Below are 16,029 nucleotides of genomic sequence, written 5' to 3' on the forward strand. Positions count from 1 at the left end.
CAAAACGTAGCAGGCTCGGACGTTTTTCGACCTTTTGCACCACATTTGTGAACTTCTTCCGCTGAATAAGAGTACCTAAGAATTACATTCGTAAGTATTCATTTCACGCATGGCGTGGAATTTCAACCCGGAAGCAGCCTCATGAATCGCATTTTCAGCATTGTCTGGAACTCTTCACAACACACCTGGACCGTCGCGTCCGAACTCGCCGCGAGCGTCGGCAAATCAAGCACGCGGGTCCGCTCGAACACGGCTCAAGCTGTTGTCGCCATGGTGCTTCTGGGTCTCGCCGGGGCCGCGTCTGCCGCCTGTTCCACCAGTGGCATCGTCATCACCTGCGACACGAACGGCATCGCCGCAGGTCCCGTGGGCACCGGCACCGGCACGCCGGACAACACGTCCGTGATCCTGCAGCCGGGGGCGGTCATCAGCGCGGGCGGTCTTCCGGCCATCAGCATGGGCGACAACGCGACCATCCTGCTCCAGCCCAACGCCAGGGCGGAAAACAACGCACCTGCCAACACCAACGGCTACTACGGCACGGGCACCAACACGATCGAATTCCGCAACGGCAACATGCTGACGATCGAGCAGGGCGCCAAGGTGCTCTCCAACGGCGTGGCGTACGACGCTGAGGCCATCAACCCGATTGGCTCGGGCAACCGCATCGTCAATAACGGCGAGATCCGCTCGCAGGCCGGCGGCGCGGCCATCTGGTTCGAGTCGACGACAGGCTCGAACACCATCGTGAACGGCGCGACCGGCATCATCGAATACAAGGGCGGCGCCGGCAACATCATGGGCGTCTCCGGCACCATGGCGCTCGACTTCACCAACAAGGGCCAGTTGCTCGGATCGCTGAACTTCGCCGATGCCGACGATGTGCTCAGGGTCTACGACGGCTCGTCCATCTCCGGCACGATCAACGGCGGTGGCGGCAACAACCTCCTGACGCTGAACGGCACCGGCACGGGCACCTTCAACCAGACCATCTCGAACTTCCAGACGCTGGTGAAGAGCGACACCGGCACCTGGACCTTCAACAACTCCCTGGCCGGCGTGGGCATCACGACCACGCAAGTGGCCGGCGGGACGCTGATCCTCGGCACGGACACGAGCAGCTACACGGGCACCATGACGGTCGACGCGCCCGGTACCTTGCAGGCAAGTGCAGGCTTCATGCCGCAGACGATCACGGACAACGGCCGGGTGCGGTTCGAGCAGCCGGTCGACGCCGCCTACGCGGGGATGCTCACCGGAACGGGCGGCATCGACAAGACCGGCACGGCCACGCTGACGCTGACGACCGACCAGGCGATCACGGGCACCACCACGATCACCGCTGGCGTCCTGGCGCTCGGCAACGGCGGGACCGCCGGCAAGGTGAACGGTCCCATCGTCGACAACGCGGCACTCGTCGTCCACCGCAAGGACAACGTCACCTTCGACAAGCTCATCAGCGGTACTGGCAGCGTGACGCAGCTCGGCACGGGCAAGACCGTGTTCACCGCCGACAACAGCTACACCGGCGGCACGACGATCACGTCGGGCACCCTGCAACTCGGCAACGGCGGCACTACGGGCGGCGTGGTGGGCAACATCCTGAACAACGCCACGCTGGTGGTGGACCGCTCGAACACGCTGAACCTTGCCGGCGACATCAGCGGCAGCGGCGCGCTGCAGCAAGTCGGCAGCGGCACCACCGTCCTCTCGGGCACCAACAACTACGGCGGCGCGACCGCCATTGCAGCAGGCACGCTGAAGGCCGGGGCAGCCAACAGCTTCAGCGCCGTGTCGGCGCACACCGTCGCCGCAGGCGCCACGCTCGACACCGCGGGCTTCAACCAGAGCGTGGCTTCGCTCCGCAATGCGGGCACGGTCAATCTGCTGAGCACGGCGGCGGGCAGCACGCTCACCGTGAATGGCGCCTACATCGGCAACAACGGTGTGCTGAACCTGGGCACGGTGCTCGGCGGCAGCGCCAGCCTGAGCGACCGCCTGGTGCTCAACGGGCTCGGCGCCAGCGCGAGCGGCAACACCACGGTGCGCATCACCAACCTGGGCGGCCTCGGCGCGCAGACTACCGGCAACGGCATCGAAGTGGTGAGCGCGCGCAACGGCGCGACCACGACGGCGCAGACCTCGCGCAATGCCTTCGCGCTGGCCAACGGGCATGTCGACGCGGGGGCCTTTGAATACCGCCTGTATGCGGCCGATGCCCAGGGCACCGGTGAGAGCTGGTACCTGCGCTCTGAAACCACCCTCCCGGCGCCTGATGTGCCGGTCAAGTCCGAGACGAATTCCACCGCTTCGACCACGACGCCCCAGGCGGGCAGCAACGCACCGGTGTCGGCGACGACGGTGCCGACGGTGACAGTGCCGACCTACCGCGCCGAGGTGCCGCTCTTTGCCGCGCTGCCCGCGCAACTGCGCCAGGCCGACCTTTCCATGCTCGGCAACCTGCATCGCCGCGTCGGCGACGAAACCTCGCCGGCAGTCGCCGCAGGGGAGGCGGGCAATGCCAATGGCGGCCGCCAGGCATGGGCCCGCGCCGTCTACAGCGATCTCGACATCCGGCAGGACGGCATCGCCGCGGCCCAGAGCAAAGGCCACGTGAGCGGCCTCCAGGCCGGCACCGACCTGCTCGCAAGCGGCAACTGGCGCGCAGGCCTCTACGTCGGCTACCTCGACGGCAGCGCCGACGTGAGCGGCAATGCGCGCGGCGTGCTCGGCAGGGTCGGCTACAACGACCTGCAATCGCGCTACCTCGGCGGCTACGCGACCTGGATGGATGCGAGCGGCCTGTACGCAGATGCCGTCCTCCAGGGCGGCAGCCACCGCTACAACGTGCGCCCCGACGGCAATCCAAGCACCTCGGGCAAGTCCAGCAGCGCAACCGCCTCGATCGAGACCGGCAAGCCTTTCGCGCTGGCCGAAGGCTGGAGCATCGAGCCGCAGGCGCAGCTCGCGTACCAGCACGGCAGCTTCGACGACGTGCTGATCAGCGGTGCGCGCGTGCAGCAGGATGCCGACGGCGGCTGGATCGGCCGGCTCGGCGTGCGCGTCAAGGGCGATATCGCCACTCGCGCGGGGCGCCTGCAGCCTTACGGCCGATTCAACGTGTACTACGCCGGTTCGGGCACCGATGTCGCGACCTTCGTCAGCCCGGCGGCCAGCACCCGCATCGCCAGCGCAACGGGCTACACGTCGACAGAACTGGCAGCTGGCATGACGTTGGCGCTTTCGACGACCACGACGCTCTACGGCGAAGTCGGGCACCTTTTCAATGCGGGCGGTGACGTGAAAGTGAAATCATCGGTGCAAGGCTCGCTCGGCCTGCGCATGAGCTGGTAGTCGGCAGACTGGCCGCGGCTTTCGGTTCAAATACGGTCTTCAGCGGTCGCCTCGAAACAGGGGCGGCCTTCGAAGCCACCGCCAGACCGAAACCATGGAATTCATTCGCTCCCGAGCCCTCGCCCTTTCCGCGCGCGTCGTCGTCCCGCTGCTGCTCGCAGTCACCGCTTCCGGCGTGACGGCCCAGCAGGACGCGACCCGCTTTCCCGCTGCGGCAATGGGCTTCCTCGGCGGCGAACTGCCTGCGATGGAAGCGGCCATCGCGGCGCGCGACAGGGACTACTTCGAGGACGCCATGGGCCGCATGCTCAGCTTCTCCGAAAGCTGGGGATTCAAGACGCAGGACAACCCCGCATTGGCGCGCTTCCCGATGTGCACCGAGGCCGTGTCGGACTTCCTCGTGGTGGGCATGTGCCGCATCATGACCACCAGCCCCACCTGCGAGCCCGGCATGGCGTCGCGCTTCGACGCCAATCTCCAGAAGTGCCGCGAGCTGGCGGCGAGGCTCTGACGATCGGCCCTCCGGCGGTTCTTCAGGCGGCCTTGAGCCCCTGCAGCGTCTGCAGCAGGACCACGCGGGCCTGTCCCAGGACCATGCCCTTCCACTCGTCGTTGTCGCAGTAGAACGCGTCGCGCAGGCCCTGGCGAATCGAGCGCTGCAGTTCCGCTGGTGCTTCGGGATGCCGCCGCAGCCATGTGTCCGCGCGCAGGCGTGTCATGACTTCCAGGTCGGGCAGGGTGCCGAATTCCAGGCCCATGAGTGCCGTGCTGGCCTGCGGGCATTCGTCGTAGATGGCAGAGACCACCGGGCCCGACACATCCGCCGATGCCGACTGGCCCTCGAAGGGTGCGAACACGTCCGCGCCCCACCAGGCGCGCGCCTGCGCGAGGTCGGCCGGCGCGTTGCGGCCCGCGTAGATCTTCTCGCCGTGGCCATAGGGGCCGAGGCCGGTGTGGATGTCGATCCAGCCGATGTGCGTGGCGGCCGCGCCGTATTTGCGCAGGATGGCGCGCATGGTCCGGTTGCTCCACGAAGGCGCCTTGCCACCATAGAACACGCCGTCGGGCGATGTGTACTGCCCGGACGAGACCGCGGCGCGGAAGGCGAGCATGCCGTTCTTTTGCACATACGCCGCCATCGCCGCCTCGTCGGCAGCGGCGGGCGGCCAGGTGGCCGGCAGCACGAAAGGCTCGACGTCGGCGTAGGCGGTGTTGACCGGCAGTGGCGCGTTGAAGTCGATGTGGTTGCGGTTCAGGTCGATGTTGTCTTCGTTGGTGCGGTGCAGATGCGAAAAACTGTGCGGATTGATGGCGTGCACCATCAGCATGGCGACGCCAGCCTTTTCGAGACGCGTCATCAGGTCGGCGTCGCTCAGCGTCGCCACCTGGCAACCCGAGCCGCAGAAGCCTTCGGGCCCGTGCGTGCCCGAACTCACGATCATCAGCCTGGCGGCATCGGCCTTGCCGATCAGTGCCACGTCGGTGGCCAGTGTTTCGCCCGATGCGCCGCGATGCGTTTCGAGCACGAACGATTCGACCGCCGCGCCGCGCTGTGCGGCGGCGTCGAGAAACTTGCGGCGTGCCTCGGCGTAGGTGCCCGAGAAATGGCGGGTGGCTGCAGTGCTGTACATGTCTTGTCCTTGAAGGAAGTTCAGGCCGGCTGGTGCGCGCCGGCCGCGTCGATGTCCTTGCCCGTGAAGTCCTTGAGCCAGAGCAGGCCCAGCAGCGAGAGCGTCGTCATCACGAGCAGGTACCACGCCGGCGCGAGCTTGTTGCCGGTCGCGTTCAGCAGCCAGGTGCTGATGAAGGGCGAGAAGCCGCCGAACAGCGCCACGCCGACGCTGTAGACCAGCGACATGCCGCTTGCGCGCACATGCTTCGGGAACATCTCGGGCAGCATCGTGATGCCGGGCACCGTCTGCACCACCAGCGTGATGCTCAGCGCGCCGACCACGATGAAGAGCACGGCGGGCGACGGCGACACGGTGAGCCAGAGGAAGCCCGGATAGATCAGCAGCACCAGCGCGATGCGGCTCCAGATGATCAGCGGCTTGCGGCCGAAGCGGTCGGACAAGCGGCCCACGAACGGCGCGAGCCCGAATGAAAGCAGCCCCGTGAGCGCGGCGCCGAAGAGCGCCACCGGTGGCGGCAGGCCCAGTTCGCGGACGGCATAGGTCGGCATGTAGAAGGTCACGACGTAGGCTGCCGCGGTGCCGCCGACAACGCTCAGGATGGCCGCGAGCACCGTCTTGCCGTGTTCGCCGCACACCTCCGACAGGCTGCTGCGGCGCGGTGCGGCGTTGGCCGGTTCATGCTTGATGTCGAGCGATTCCTCGAGGTGGCGGCGGATGTACATGCCCACCGGGGCGATCAGCATGCCGAGGAAGAAAGGCACGCGCCAGCCCCAGCTTTCCATGGCCTGCGGGGTGAGCGCCGTCGACAGCACGCCTACGACAACCGCGCCGAGCAGGATGCCCAGCCCCTGGCTCGCGAACTGCCAGCTCGCCATGTAGCCGCGATTGGCCGGCGTGGCGTGTTCGACGAGCAGCGTGGTGGACGCGCCCACCTCACCGCCGGCGGAGAAGCCCTGGATGAGCCGCGCCAGCACGATCAGCAGCGGCGCCGCGACGCCGATCTGCGCGTAGGTCGGTGCCAGCGCGATCATGGCGCAGCCGAGCGCCATCAGGAAGATCGTGAGCGTCATCGCCTTCTTGCGGCCGGCGCGGTCGGCGTAGGCACCGATCACGATCCCGCCCAGCGGTCGCATGATGAAGCCGACGCCGAAGCTCGCCACCGTCAGCAGCAACTGCCCGTAGGAATTGAAGGTCGGGAAGAAAAGCTTTCCGATCACCAGCGCGAGGAATCCATAGACGGTGAAGTCGAAGAATTCGAGCGCGTTGCCGATGGTGGTGGCAACGATCGTCTGGCGCCGGCTGATCGGGAGGCGATTGGGGTGAATCATCGGGTTGGGCGGTGGGGGTGATGTCGTTTGGTTGTCGCGCCGGGATGCTATGGAAAGGTCTTGATCGTGAAAAGACAATAATTGGGCTCTCAAGATAACTTTTGGTTTTCATGAAGCCGAATCAGCTCCTGGCCTTCGTTGCCGTGGTCGAGCAGATGAGCATCCGTGGCGCGGCGCGAACGCTGGGCATCTCGCAGCCCGCCGTCACCAAGATCGTTCGGGAACTGGAGCGTGAAGTGGGCGCCCCGCTGGTTGAACGCAGCGTGAAGGGGGTCCGGCTCACCCCCTATGGCGAGGCCTTTGCTCCGCGTGCGCGCCTGCTGCTGTCCGACATGCGCCGCGCGCGCGACGAGATCGCCCAGATCCGGGATGGCGCAACCGGTACGGTGAGCGTCGCCGTGAGCACGTCGGTGGCCCTGACCTTCCTGCCGGAGGCCTTTCGGACCTTCCATGCCCGGCTGCCTGCGGTCGACGTGCATTTCAGCGAAGCCGTGCTGCCGTGGATGCTCGCACGCCTGCGCGACGGCCATCTCGACTTCGCAGTCGCCCATGTCGTGCCTGGCACCCTGCCTGCGGAGTTCGAAAGCATCGACCTGTTCCCGGTGCGACTCGCAGTTGGTGTGCGCGCGGGCCACCCTTTGCGGGGCAGCCGCTCCCTGCGCGCGCTGCACGCGGCGGAATGGATGCTCCCCGGCGCGGGCGAACTGGGCCGGGAGTCCGTGACGCCGCTCTTTTCGCCGATCGGGCTCACGCCGCCTGCGCGAATGATCCTGGGTGAGTCCGTCACCGTTGCGCTGGGCCTGGTCGGCCACATGGACCTGGTCGGCCTGTTCGTTGAACCGCTGGTTCATCTCGCTTTCAGGCACCACGGCATCGTGCGCGTCAATGTGGAGGAAACGCTTCCTGCGTTGCAGGTGTGCGTGCTTCGGCGCAAGGGCCATCAGCTCACGCCCGCGGCGCGGCACCTGGTCGAGTGCGTCCAGCAGGCTGCAATCTCCAGGTGAATGCCGGGTGGAGGGAGGCCAGGATCTGCCCGTCCGCCGGCGATTTTCCGCCCGTTCTGCGGTAACTTCGGAGCCATGTCACTTCCTCCCATCGAAATCGAAACCGCCCCGAACCCCACGGCCACGGTTCTTGTCATGCACGGCCTGGGCGCCGATGGCAACGACTTTGTACCCATCGCCAACGAACTGAACCTGTCGGCCGTCGGACCGGTCCGCTTCGTCTTCCCCAATGCACCGGTGATGCCCGTCACCATCAACGGCGGCTATCAAATGCCTGCCTGGTACGACATCCTGGGCACCGACCTCGCCAAGCGCGAAGACGAAAGCGGCCTCCGCCGGTCGCGGACCACCATCGAGGCGCTGATCGCCAACGAAAAGGCGCGTGGCATCCCCGCGAACCGCATCGTCATCGCCGGCTTTTCCCAGGGCTGCGCCATGGCCTTCATGACCGGCCTTCGCCACACGGAGCGCCTCGCCGGCATCGTCGGCCTTTCCGGCTACCTCCCCCTGGCCGAGACCACCGCCGCCGAGCGCAGTCCCGCCAACCAGTCCACCCCCATCTTCCAGGCCCACGGCCTCCGCGACGGCGTCATTCCCATCGCCCGCGCCGCCGCCAGCCGTGATGCCCTCAAGGCCCTCGGCTACGACGTCGAGTGGCACGAATACCCCATGGAGCACTCCGTCTCCATGGAAGAAATCGCCGACCTCAACACCTTCCTCCTCCGCGTCCTGGCCTAGCTTTCCCCAAAAGGCCGGCGAAGCCCGGCCTCGCTGGTGAAACACCGCGGAACCGGCTTCGCCGGGCCGCCGGTGTTGCCCCCGGCAGGGGGTGGCGGCCACACGAAGTGGGCAAGCCTGGGGGCGAGCTCAGTAACACGGCGGAACCGGCTTCGCCGGGCCGCTGGTGTTGCCCCCGGTCGGGGGTGGTGGCTACACGAAGTGAGCAAGCCTGGGGGCGAGCAACATCCCCCGAGCAACAGTATTTCGGTCGTGCTACCTTCCAGCCCCACGAAGAACGACAGGCCATATCAACATGACCCAACTGAAGGAGCGCCTCGACGCGCTCTCGCCTGCGCGCCTGAGGGGAGTCCGGCGCGGGATCGAGAAAGAGAGCCTGCGGGCGCAGCCCGACGGAAAGCTGGCGTTGACGCCGCATCCGGTGGCCCTGGGCTCGGCGCTCACGCATCCGCACATCACGACCGATTTCAGCGAATCGCAGCTCGAACTCATCACCGGCGCCCACGCCACCGTAGAGGCGGCCCTCGAAGAACTGGTGCGGGTGCACCAGTTCACCTACCGGGTGCTGGACGAGGCCGGCGACGAGCGTCTCTGGGTATCCAGCATGCCGTGCGGCCTGCCTCCCGACGAGACCATCCCGATCGGCCGATACGGCTCGTCCAATGTCGGACGAGCCAAGAGCGTCTATCGCATGGGCCTCAGCCACCGCTACGGCCGGCGCATGCAGACCATCTCGGGCATCCACTACAACTGGTCGCTGCCGGAGGTGTCGAGCGAACAGTACTTCGCGCTGATCCGCAACTTCCGCCGGCACGCCTTCCTGCTGCTCTATCTCTTCGGCGCATCGCCGGCGCTGTGCTCGACCTTCGTCGATGGACGCCCGCACGAGCTGCAGCCGCTGGGCGAGGGCAGCATGCACATGCCCCACGGCACCTCGCTGCGCATGGGCCGGCTGGGCTACCAGAGCGAGGCGCAGGCTTCGCTGGCCGTCAGCTACAACAGCCTCGACGGCTATGGCGCATCGCTGCAGGACGCGCTCACGCGACCGTGGCCGGCCTACGAGGCCATCGGTATCCGCAGTCTCGGCGGCGACTACAACCAGCTCGCCACCAGCCTCTTGCAGATCGAGAACGAGTTCTACGGCACCATCCGTCCCAAGCGGGTGATCTACCCTGGCGAGCGGCCGCTGCATGCCCTGCGCGAGCGCGGCGTCGAATACGTCGAAGTCCGGCTGATGGACCTCGACCCCTTCGAGCCGGTCGGCATCAGCGCACAGACCATGCGTTTTCTCGACGTCTTCCTGTTGCACTGCCTGCTGACGGACAGCCCGCCGGATACGCGCGACGAAATCGCCAACCTGGCGCACAACCAGCAACTCACCGCGGCGCGAGGACGCGAGCCCGGCCTGAAACTGCGGCGAGATGGCCGACAGGTCGCGCTCGCCGAATGGGGGGCGGAACTGCTCGCGGAATATGTCCCCATCGCTGAGGCGCTCGATGCAGCCCACGGCGGATCGAAGCACGCCGAGGCCGTGAAGGCTGCGGGCGTAGCCCTTGGCGACGCGTCCGTCCTGCCGTCGGCGCGCGTGCTGGAGGCCATGAAGGGGCATAACGACTCCTTCATCGGATTCCTGCGCGCCCGCTCCGAGCAGACCCGCGAGACGCTGCTCGCGCTGCCGTTGCCGGCAGAGCAACTGGCGCAGTTCGAACGCATGACACACAGCTCGATCGAGGCGCAGCAGCAGATCGAGGCCAGCGACACCATGCCCTTCGAGATCTACCGCGAGCAATACGTCTCGCCAGCCCGGCTCGGCTTCAAGAACCACTGGGCCGAGACGCTGGAAGCGCCCCTGAGCCAGCGCGCCGCATTGTGAAGCGAGCGTGCACTCGGTAGGTGCATGCCTACCCGTATTGGCCGCTAACGCTCACCGCGTTGTCATGTTGGATGAGGATGATCGGGTCAGAGACGAAAAGTGTGTGTCAACTCTGATTTGCCCTCCTCCAAAATGACTTTCAAAACCTACCTGGTTGAAGACAACCCCGTGATCCGGGACAACCTCGTCGGCTTCCTCGAAGACATTGCCGATGCCACCGTGGTCGCCCATGCGAGCGGAGAAGCCGAAGCCGTGTCGTGGCTGCGGAATCATCGGGACAGTTGGGATATGGCCATCGTCGATCTGTTCCTGGACGAGGGCAATGGCTTGGGCGTGGTCGATGCGTGCCGGAAGAGGTCGGCGCACCAGAAGGTCGTGGTTCTCAGCAACTACGCGACGCCGGATATGCGTGCACGTTCCAAGGCCATGGGCGCCGACGCCTTCTTCGACAAGTCCGCGGAAATTGATCAATTGCTCGACTACTGCGAAAGGCTGAGTCGAAAAAATTAGGCTCGCCCCCAGGCTTCGCGCACTTCGTGTCGCTTCGCCTACCCCCTGCCGGGGGCAGCACCAGCGGCCCGGTGGAGCCGGTTCCACGGTGCTCCTGGGAGAGGTCGCGGGTGCGACGAGGGAGTGATGGCGGTTGAGGTAAAACGCTTCGCGTCATCGACTCCAACGAAAGCATTTCCGGCATGAGCAATCTCGATTTCACGGGCCGCGTGGCCATCGTCACCGGCGCGGGCAACGGCTTGGGCCGTCAGCACGCCCTGGCCCTGGCGGCGCGCGGCGCCAAGGTACTGGTCAATGATCTCGGCGCGGCTCGCGATGGCTCCGGCGGCTCGGTAAGTGCGGCGCAGGCGGTGGTCGACGAGATCAGGGCGGCGGGCGGCGAGGCGATCGCCAATGGCGCATCGGTCACCGACTTCGAGGCGGTGCAAGCGATGGTGCGGCAGGCGGTGGACGCCTGGGGCCGCGTCGACATCCTGGTCAACAACGCCGGCATCCTGCGCGACAAGAGCTTCGCGAAGATGGACATCGCCGACTTCCGCCTCGTGATGGACGTGCACCTGATGGGCGCCGTGCATTGCACCAAGGCCGTCTGGCCGCTCATGAACGAGCAGAAGTACGGCCGCATCGTGATGACGACCTCGTCGTCCGGTCTCTACGGCAACTTCGGCCAGAGCAACTACGGCGCCGCCAAGCTCGCGCTGGTGGGGCTCATGCAGACGCTGAGCATCGAGGGCGCGAAGAACGACATCCGCGTCAACTGCCTCGCACCCACCGCCGCCACGCGCATGACCGAGGACCTGATGCCCGAGCAGGTCCTCAACGCCCTCAAGCCCGAGGCCGTGGTGCCGGCGATGCTGGTGCTGGCCGCGCAGGATGCGCCGAACCGCGCCATCCTCTGCGCGGGCGCCGGGACCTTCGAGGCGGCGTACATCACGCTGACGCAGGGCGCGTGGATCGGCCTCGACGCCGACGCACCGGAGCAACTCGCGTCGCGCCTCGCCGAAGTGACCGATCGCAATGGAGAGATCGTTCCGCAGAGCGGTGCGGCGCAGGGCTCGAACGAAGTCGGCAAGGCGATGGCCAACGCGCGCAAGTACTGACACACTGGCGCATCACAGGCGCCGGCAGTGGCGTCATTGCGCCAGATCCTTGGGAGGCTTCAGGGCGCGAACGCTGAAGCAGTCCACCGGCCGCTGAAACCCCTTCAGGCTCAACGCCTGCGGCGGCTCCACGTCGAGCAGCGCTTCAAGCTGCGCATAGACCGGACGTGAAATCAGGATCTGGTTGCCCGCAGCCTCGCCGCACAGCCGCGCCGCGAGGTTGGTGACGGTGCCGATCGCCCCGTAGTCCCAGCGTCCGTCGAAGCCGATCGCGCCGATGGTCGCGAATCCCTGCGCGATACCGATGCCCAGTCCCAGCGAATAGCCCCGCCGCACCCAGGTCTCGGCGATCGACCCGATACGCTCGCGGATCGCCAGCGACATTCGCACGGCGCGTTCGGCGGCATCGGGGATCGGAATCGGGTCGTTGAAGAAGATCATCATCCCGTCCCCGCTGAAGTGCTCGAGCGTTCCCTCATGGGCCATGATCAGTTCGCCGGTCGCGGCGTGGTACTGGCGCAGCACGCCCATCACTTCCTCGGGCTCGGACCGCTCGGCAAAGGCTGTGAAGCCGCGCAGGTCGAGGAAGACCACGGTGATCTCGCGCCGATGGCTCTGCAGGGGGTCTTCGGCGCCGCCGCTGACGATCAGTTCCGCCAGTTGCGGCGAGAAGAATCGCCGCAGCCGGCCGACGCGCTCGAGCTCGGACACCTGCGTGGCGACGCGACGCTCCAGCGACGCGTTCCACTCCTTCATCTCGCCGACCAGTGTCTCGACCCGATCGTGCAGGTCCTTGATCCGGAGCATCGAACGCACGCGCGCGGCAAGCGCGGCATGGTCCACGGGCTTCGTCAGGTACTCGTCGGCGCCCGCCTCGAGGCCTGCGACGATGTCCTTCAGGTCGGACATCGCGGTGACCATGATGATGGGCGTGAAAGGGAAATCAGGGTCGGCGCGCAGGCGCCGGCATACTTCGATGCCGCCGAGCTTCGGCATCATCACGTCGAGCAGGATGAGGTCCGGGTCGAGCTGGCGCGCGGCGGCGAGGCCTTCCTCGCCGTCGGCCGCGGACACCACCTCGTAACCCTCGCTGGCCAGCCGAGCCTGGAGAATCTTGACGTTGGTCGCGTTGTCGTCGACGATGAGGATGCGTGGTGGGGTTCTCATCGTCGTACTGCCGGGACAAAAAATGTAGCGGCTTCGCGGGTGTTCCACAAGCCGCGACGCCTGTGGCGAGCGGTGCGGGAACCCTTTCCCTGGCCTGACGGGAGCCTGGCCATCAAACTCGAACAGCTTGTAACGCGGGTGCTGAAGCGGTCGCCTTTCGCCGGACTCGTGCACGGGGTGGCCCGCGTTCGCGCTTCGGTCCACACCAAGCTGCTGTTCGCCTTCCTCATCATCACCCTGCTGTTCATCGCCATGGCGGTCGCCAGCCTGTTGATCCTCGTGAACACGACCGCACAGAGCCGCCTGCTCGACGAGGCGCACGAGCGGGTGAGCTGGGCGCAGCAGAGCCAGCATGCGCTGGACCGGCAGATGCACTTCACCGCGCTGGCGCTGCTGTCGAAGGACGAGGCTGCCATCGAGCGCATCCTGCGCGAGAACAACCGCTTCAACGAAACCCTGGCCAAGCTGGACACGTCCGCCGCCGCGGGGCAGAAAGGGCTGATCGGCCAGATCCGCGAGTCGCAGGACGACGCCATGGGCGTGGTCGCCGACATCGCGAACGCCATCCGCGACGGCAAGCTGGAGAACATCACCTCCGATCTGCTCAAGCGCGAGGAAGTCCTCGACGAGCAGATTGCCCAGCGCATGGGCCAGCTCGTCGGTGTCGAGCAGGACCGCATGGCCCGGCTGCGCGACAGCGTGGGTGCCGCCAACCGGCGGTCACTGATCCTGACCGCGATCTTCGCCGTGAGCGCGGTGCTGCTCGCCTGGCTGTGCGGCTTCGTGATCTCGTGGTCCTTCATCCTGCCGGTGCGCCAGGCGCATCTTTTCCTCGGCGATGTCGCAGCGGGGAACTTCGGGCGCAAAATCTCGGTTCCCAACCGTGACGAATTCGGAGCGCTCGCCGACCGGATGAACCACATGAGCCAGCAACTGCATCGCCTCGACGAATCACAGCGGCAAGCGGCCGCGACGCTCGTTGACCTCAATGAGCAGCTCTCGCGCGCGAGCAAGGCCAAGTCGGAATTCCTCGCCAACATGAGCCACGAGCTGCGCACGCCGATGAACGCCATCCTCGGCTTCAGCGAGATGATGATTGACGGCATTTATGGCGATGTGCCCGAGGAGCTGAAGGAGCCGCTCACGGACATCCAGGTCAACGGCCGCAACCTGCTGCGCCTGATCAATGATGTGCTCGACCTCTCCAAGATCGAGGCTGGGCGGATGGAGCTCGCACTCGGCGAGTACTCCGTCGGCGACGTGGTCCATACCGTTCGGACCTCGCTGCGCTCCATCGCCGCCGAGAAGGGCCTCGAATTCACCGCGCACGTACCCGAGGACCTGCCGGTGGCCTATGGCGACAGTGGTCGGCTCACGCAGTGCCTGACCAATCTCGCAGGAAACGCGCTGAAGTTCACGCGGCAGGGGCGGGTGGACATCGCGGTCGAGCTGCGTGGCGACGAACTCGTCTACAGCGTGGCGGACACCGGTATCGGCATCGCGCAGCAGGAACTCGACAACATCTTCACGGAGTTCCGCCAGGTCGACACCACCATCACGCGCGAATTCGGCGGAACAGGCCTCGGGCTGAGCATCTCGAAGAAGTTCGTGGAAAGGCTGGGCGGTCGCATCTGGGTCGAAAGCGAACTCGGCAAGGGTTCCACTTTCATGTTTACCGTGCCATTGCGCGCGGGCGAGGCAGGCGAATGAGCGAGCACACGATTCTTTACGTCGAGGACAACGAGTACAACCGCAAGATCGTGCGGCAACTGCTCAGCCGTTCGGCCTGCAAGCTGCTCGAGGCGGCCGATGGCGAGGCCGGCCTCGCGCTGGCGCGGGAGCACCTGCCCGATCTCATCCTGATGGATGTGCAGTTGCCGAAGATGTCCGGCCTCGACGCCACGAAGCTGCTGACGACGGAGGAAGCCACGCGGCACATCCCGATCATCGTCATCACCTCCTATGCGCTGAGCGGCGACCGCGAGAAGGCGATGCAGGCAGGCGCCTCCAGCTATCTTGCGAAGCCCTACAGCCCCAGCGAGCTGCTCGCGATGGTCAAGCAGTTCCTTCCCGGTCTCTGACTGCAACGCGAGGAGGTCGCATGACGATGTCCGTTCGACTCGCTGCTCGCCGGGCGGTCTTCGTGCTTGGCTTGATCGCAGGCCTCGGCGTCACCACCGCGCAGGCCCAGGACGACCAGGCGCAACAGTTCACCCCCGAGTTCAGGGAAGTCCACAAGACCTTCGACCCGAAGCACACGCCGAAGATCGTCGCGCCGGACAGCGTGAAGCGCGGTGAATGGTTCACCGTGACGGTGAGCGTGGGAGCAGGGTCGCTGCACCCGTCGCTGCAGGAGCACTTCGTGCGCTACATCGCGCTGTACAAGGACACGGTGGAGATCGCCCGCGCGTACCTGCATCCCGTGTACTCGTCGCCGACGGTGACCTTCACGGTGGCGCTCGACGAAGGAGGCTCGCTGAGGGCCGTGGCCGAACCCACGCATTCGTCGGCGTGGGAAGCCTCCAAAAAGATCACTGTCGTTCCCTGAACCGACGGTCAGCGCGGCTTCATCTCGATGGTGACCTGAGCGGGCTGCTGATCGCCGACAGAGACATTCGCCTGCATCGTGCCGAGCCGCTCCTGCCAGATCTGCAACTTGTATTGCCCGGGCGGAAGGTTGTCGAATGCAAAGCGACCGTCTGCGCCGGTGACTGCATAGAAGGGGTGTGCCGTCACGACCACCCACGCCGTCATCCACGCGTGCAGGTCGCAGTTGATGCGGACGATTTCCGGCTCCGCGAACGTGACGGGGATGGTCCGGCCCATCGGCTGCGTGCGGTTGAACGACACGTTGCGCTTCGGCGTCGCGTGGATGTTGTGCAGCAATCGGTCGCTGTTGAGGAAGTCCACCGTTCCCCCCGCGGGAACCATCACGACGCGAGGCACGAACGAGCAGCCCTTCTGGTCCATCTCCACCTTCTCGGTCTTCGGTGGCGATGCTGAACCGGGCGGCGGGTTCTCGATCCACACGACGGCGTTGCGGATCTCCTTGCCTGCGGAGACCTGGAGGTCGTCGGCGGCCTTCTCGTTGCCGCAGAGGTACTGGTCGATGGTGACCGGCACCTTGGCCTGCGCGGGAGCGGCTCCACCGAAGACAACCTTGCCCCGCACACTGCCCGCCAGTGCCGGCCCGATCAGGCCGCCGGACAGAAGCAGCAACGCAAGGACGCGTGAGAGTCGAGCTCCATTCAATGGAAACCCTTTCAAGTGCGACAGCGTGGGGGCGTCGTGGAAAAAGGTTAGTCCACGCGCGCCGAGCCA

The 16,029-nt window shown here is 66.2% G+C and carries 14 protein-coding genes; 10 read left to right on the forward strand and 4 right to left on the reverse strand.

All coding sequences use genetic code 11. From position 1 onward, the window contains the following. Positions 1 to 141 precede the first annotated feature (141 nt). Together AC1D3B_RS18070 and AC1D3B_RS18075 are read left to right on the forward strand one after the other, a co-directional pair. Positions 142 to 3,354 carry an autotransporter outer membrane beta-barrel domain-containing protein gene (locus AC1D3B_RS18070; protein ID WP_478192030.1) on the forward strand — a complete coding sequence of 1,071 codons (3,213 nt, stop codon included), beginning with the start codon at positions 142 to 144 and terminating at the stop codon, positions 3,352 to 3,354. 94 nt (positions 3,355 to 3,448) lie between these two features. Beyond that, the gene (locus AC1D3B_RS18075; RefSeq protein WP_478192031.1) at positions 3,449 to 3,865 is read left to right on the forward strand and encodes a hypothetical protein; all 417 of its coding nucleotides are present in this window, start codon (positions 3,449 to 3,451) and stop codon (positions 3,863 to 3,865) included. A 22-nt stretch (positions 3,866 to 3,887) separates the two neighbouring features. Here the strand turns inward: AC1D3B_RS18075 and AC1D3B_RS18080 are convergent, their stop codons facing one another. Both AC1D3B_RS18080 and AC1D3B_RS18085 read right to left on the reverse strand, forming a co-directional pair. Continuing rightward, the gene (locus AC1D3B_RS18080) at positions 3,888 to 4,985 is read right to left on the reverse strand and encodes a M14 family metallopeptidase (protein WP_478192032.1); all 1,098 of its coding nucleotides are present in this window, start codon (positions 4,983 to 4,985) and stop codon (positions 3,888 to 3,890) included. Between the two features lie 20 nt (positions 4,986 to 5,005). Next, positions 5,006 to 6,316, reverse strand: coding sequence for an MFS transporter (locus AC1D3B_RS18085; protein ID WP_478192033.1), 1,311 nt, complete (start codon positions 6,314 to 6,316; stop codon positions 5,006 to 5,008). A gap of 110 nt (positions 6,317 to 6,426) precedes the next feature. Here AC1D3B_RS18085 and AC1D3B_RS18090 point away from each other — a divergent pair, with 110 nt between their 5' ends. From AC1D3B_RS18090 to AC1D3B_RS18110, 5 genes are all read left to right on the forward strand, one after another. Continuing rightward, positions 6,427 to 7,320, forward strand: coding sequence for a LysR substrate-binding domain-containing protein (locus tag AC1D3B_RS18090; RefSeq protein WP_478192034.1), 894 nt, complete (start codon positions 6,427 to 6,429; stop codon positions 7,318 to 7,320). Positions 7,321 to 7,395: 75 nt separating this feature from the next. Further along, the gene (locus tag AC1D3B_RS18095) at positions 7,396 to 8,058 is read left to right on the forward strand and encodes an alpha/beta hydrolase (RefSeq protein ID WP_478192035.1); all 663 of its coding nucleotides are present in this window, start codon (positions 7,396 to 7,398) and stop codon (positions 8,056 to 8,058) included. A gap of 295 nt (positions 8,059 to 8,353) precedes the next feature. Continuing rightward, entirely contained in the window at positions 8,354 to 9,931 is a 1,578-nt protein-coding gene (gene gshA, locus AC1D3B_RS18100; RefSeq protein WP_478192036.1) for a glutamate--cysteine ligase, read from the forward strand. A gap of 132 nt (positions 9,932 to 10,063) precedes the next feature. After that, positions 10,064 to 10,441, forward strand: coding sequence for a response regulator (locus tag AC1D3B_RS18105; protein WP_478192037.1), 378 nt, complete (start codon positions 10,064 to 10,066; stop codon positions 10,439 to 10,441). A gap of 182 nt (positions 10,442 to 10,623) precedes the next feature. Continuing rightward, complete coding sequence (locus AC1D3B_RS18110; RefSeq protein WP_478192038.1) at positions 10,624 to 11,541, forward strand: SDR family NAD(P)-dependent oxidoreductase; 918 nt, start codon at positions 10,624 to 10,626, stop codon at positions 11,539 to 11,541. A gap of 33 nt (positions 11,542 to 11,574) precedes the next feature. Here AC1D3B_RS18110 and AC1D3B_RS18115 read toward each other — a convergent pair whose 3' ends face one another. Beyond that, complete coding sequence (locus AC1D3B_RS18115; RefSeq protein WP_478192039.1) at positions 11,575 to 12,708, reverse strand: adenylate/guanylate cyclase domain-containing protein; 1,134 nt, start codon at positions 12,706 to 12,708, stop codon at positions 11,575 to 11,577. 177 nt (positions 12,709 to 12,885) lie between these two features. On the opposite strand from AC1D3B_RS18115, the gene AC1D3B_RS18120 reads away from it, so the two are divergent. The 3 genes from AC1D3B_RS18120 to AC1D3B_RS18130 are packed head-to-tail and all read left to right on the forward strand — an operon-like array spanning position 12,886 to position 15,256. After that, complete coding sequence (locus AC1D3B_RS18120; protein ID WP_478192040.1) at positions 12,886 to 14,418, forward strand: sensor histidine kinase; 1,533 nt, start codon at positions 12,886 to 12,888, stop codon at positions 14,416 to 14,418. Further along, entirely contained in the window at positions 14,415 to 14,789 is a 375-nt protein-coding gene (locus tag AC1D3B_RS18125; protein WP_478192041.1) for a response regulator, read from the forward strand. The genes AC1D3B_RS18120 and AC1D3B_RS18125 overlap by 4 nt, the downstream gene beginning before the upstream one ends. A 20-nt stretch (positions 14,790 to 14,809) precedes the next feature. After that, positions 14,810 to 15,256: a desulfoferrodoxin family protein gene (locus AC1D3B_RS18130; protein WP_478192042.1), complete on the forward strand. Its 447-nt coding sequence runs from the start codon at positions 14,810 to 14,812 to the stop codon at positions 15,254 to 15,256. Between the two features lie 8 nt (positions 15,257 to 15,264). On the opposite strand, the gene AC1D3B_RS18135 is transcribed toward AC1D3B_RS18130, so the two are convergent. Next, positions 15,265 to 15,927: a carboxypeptidase regulatory-like domain-containing protein gene (locus tag AC1D3B_RS18135; RefSeq protein WP_478192043.1), complete on the reverse strand. Its 663-nt coding sequence runs from the start codon at positions 15,925 to 15,927 to the stop codon at positions 15,265 to 15,267. Positions 15,928 to 16,029 lie beyond the last annotated feature (102 nt).

The sequence above is a fragment of the Variovorax sp. P5_A3 genome, assembly GCF_056400665.1.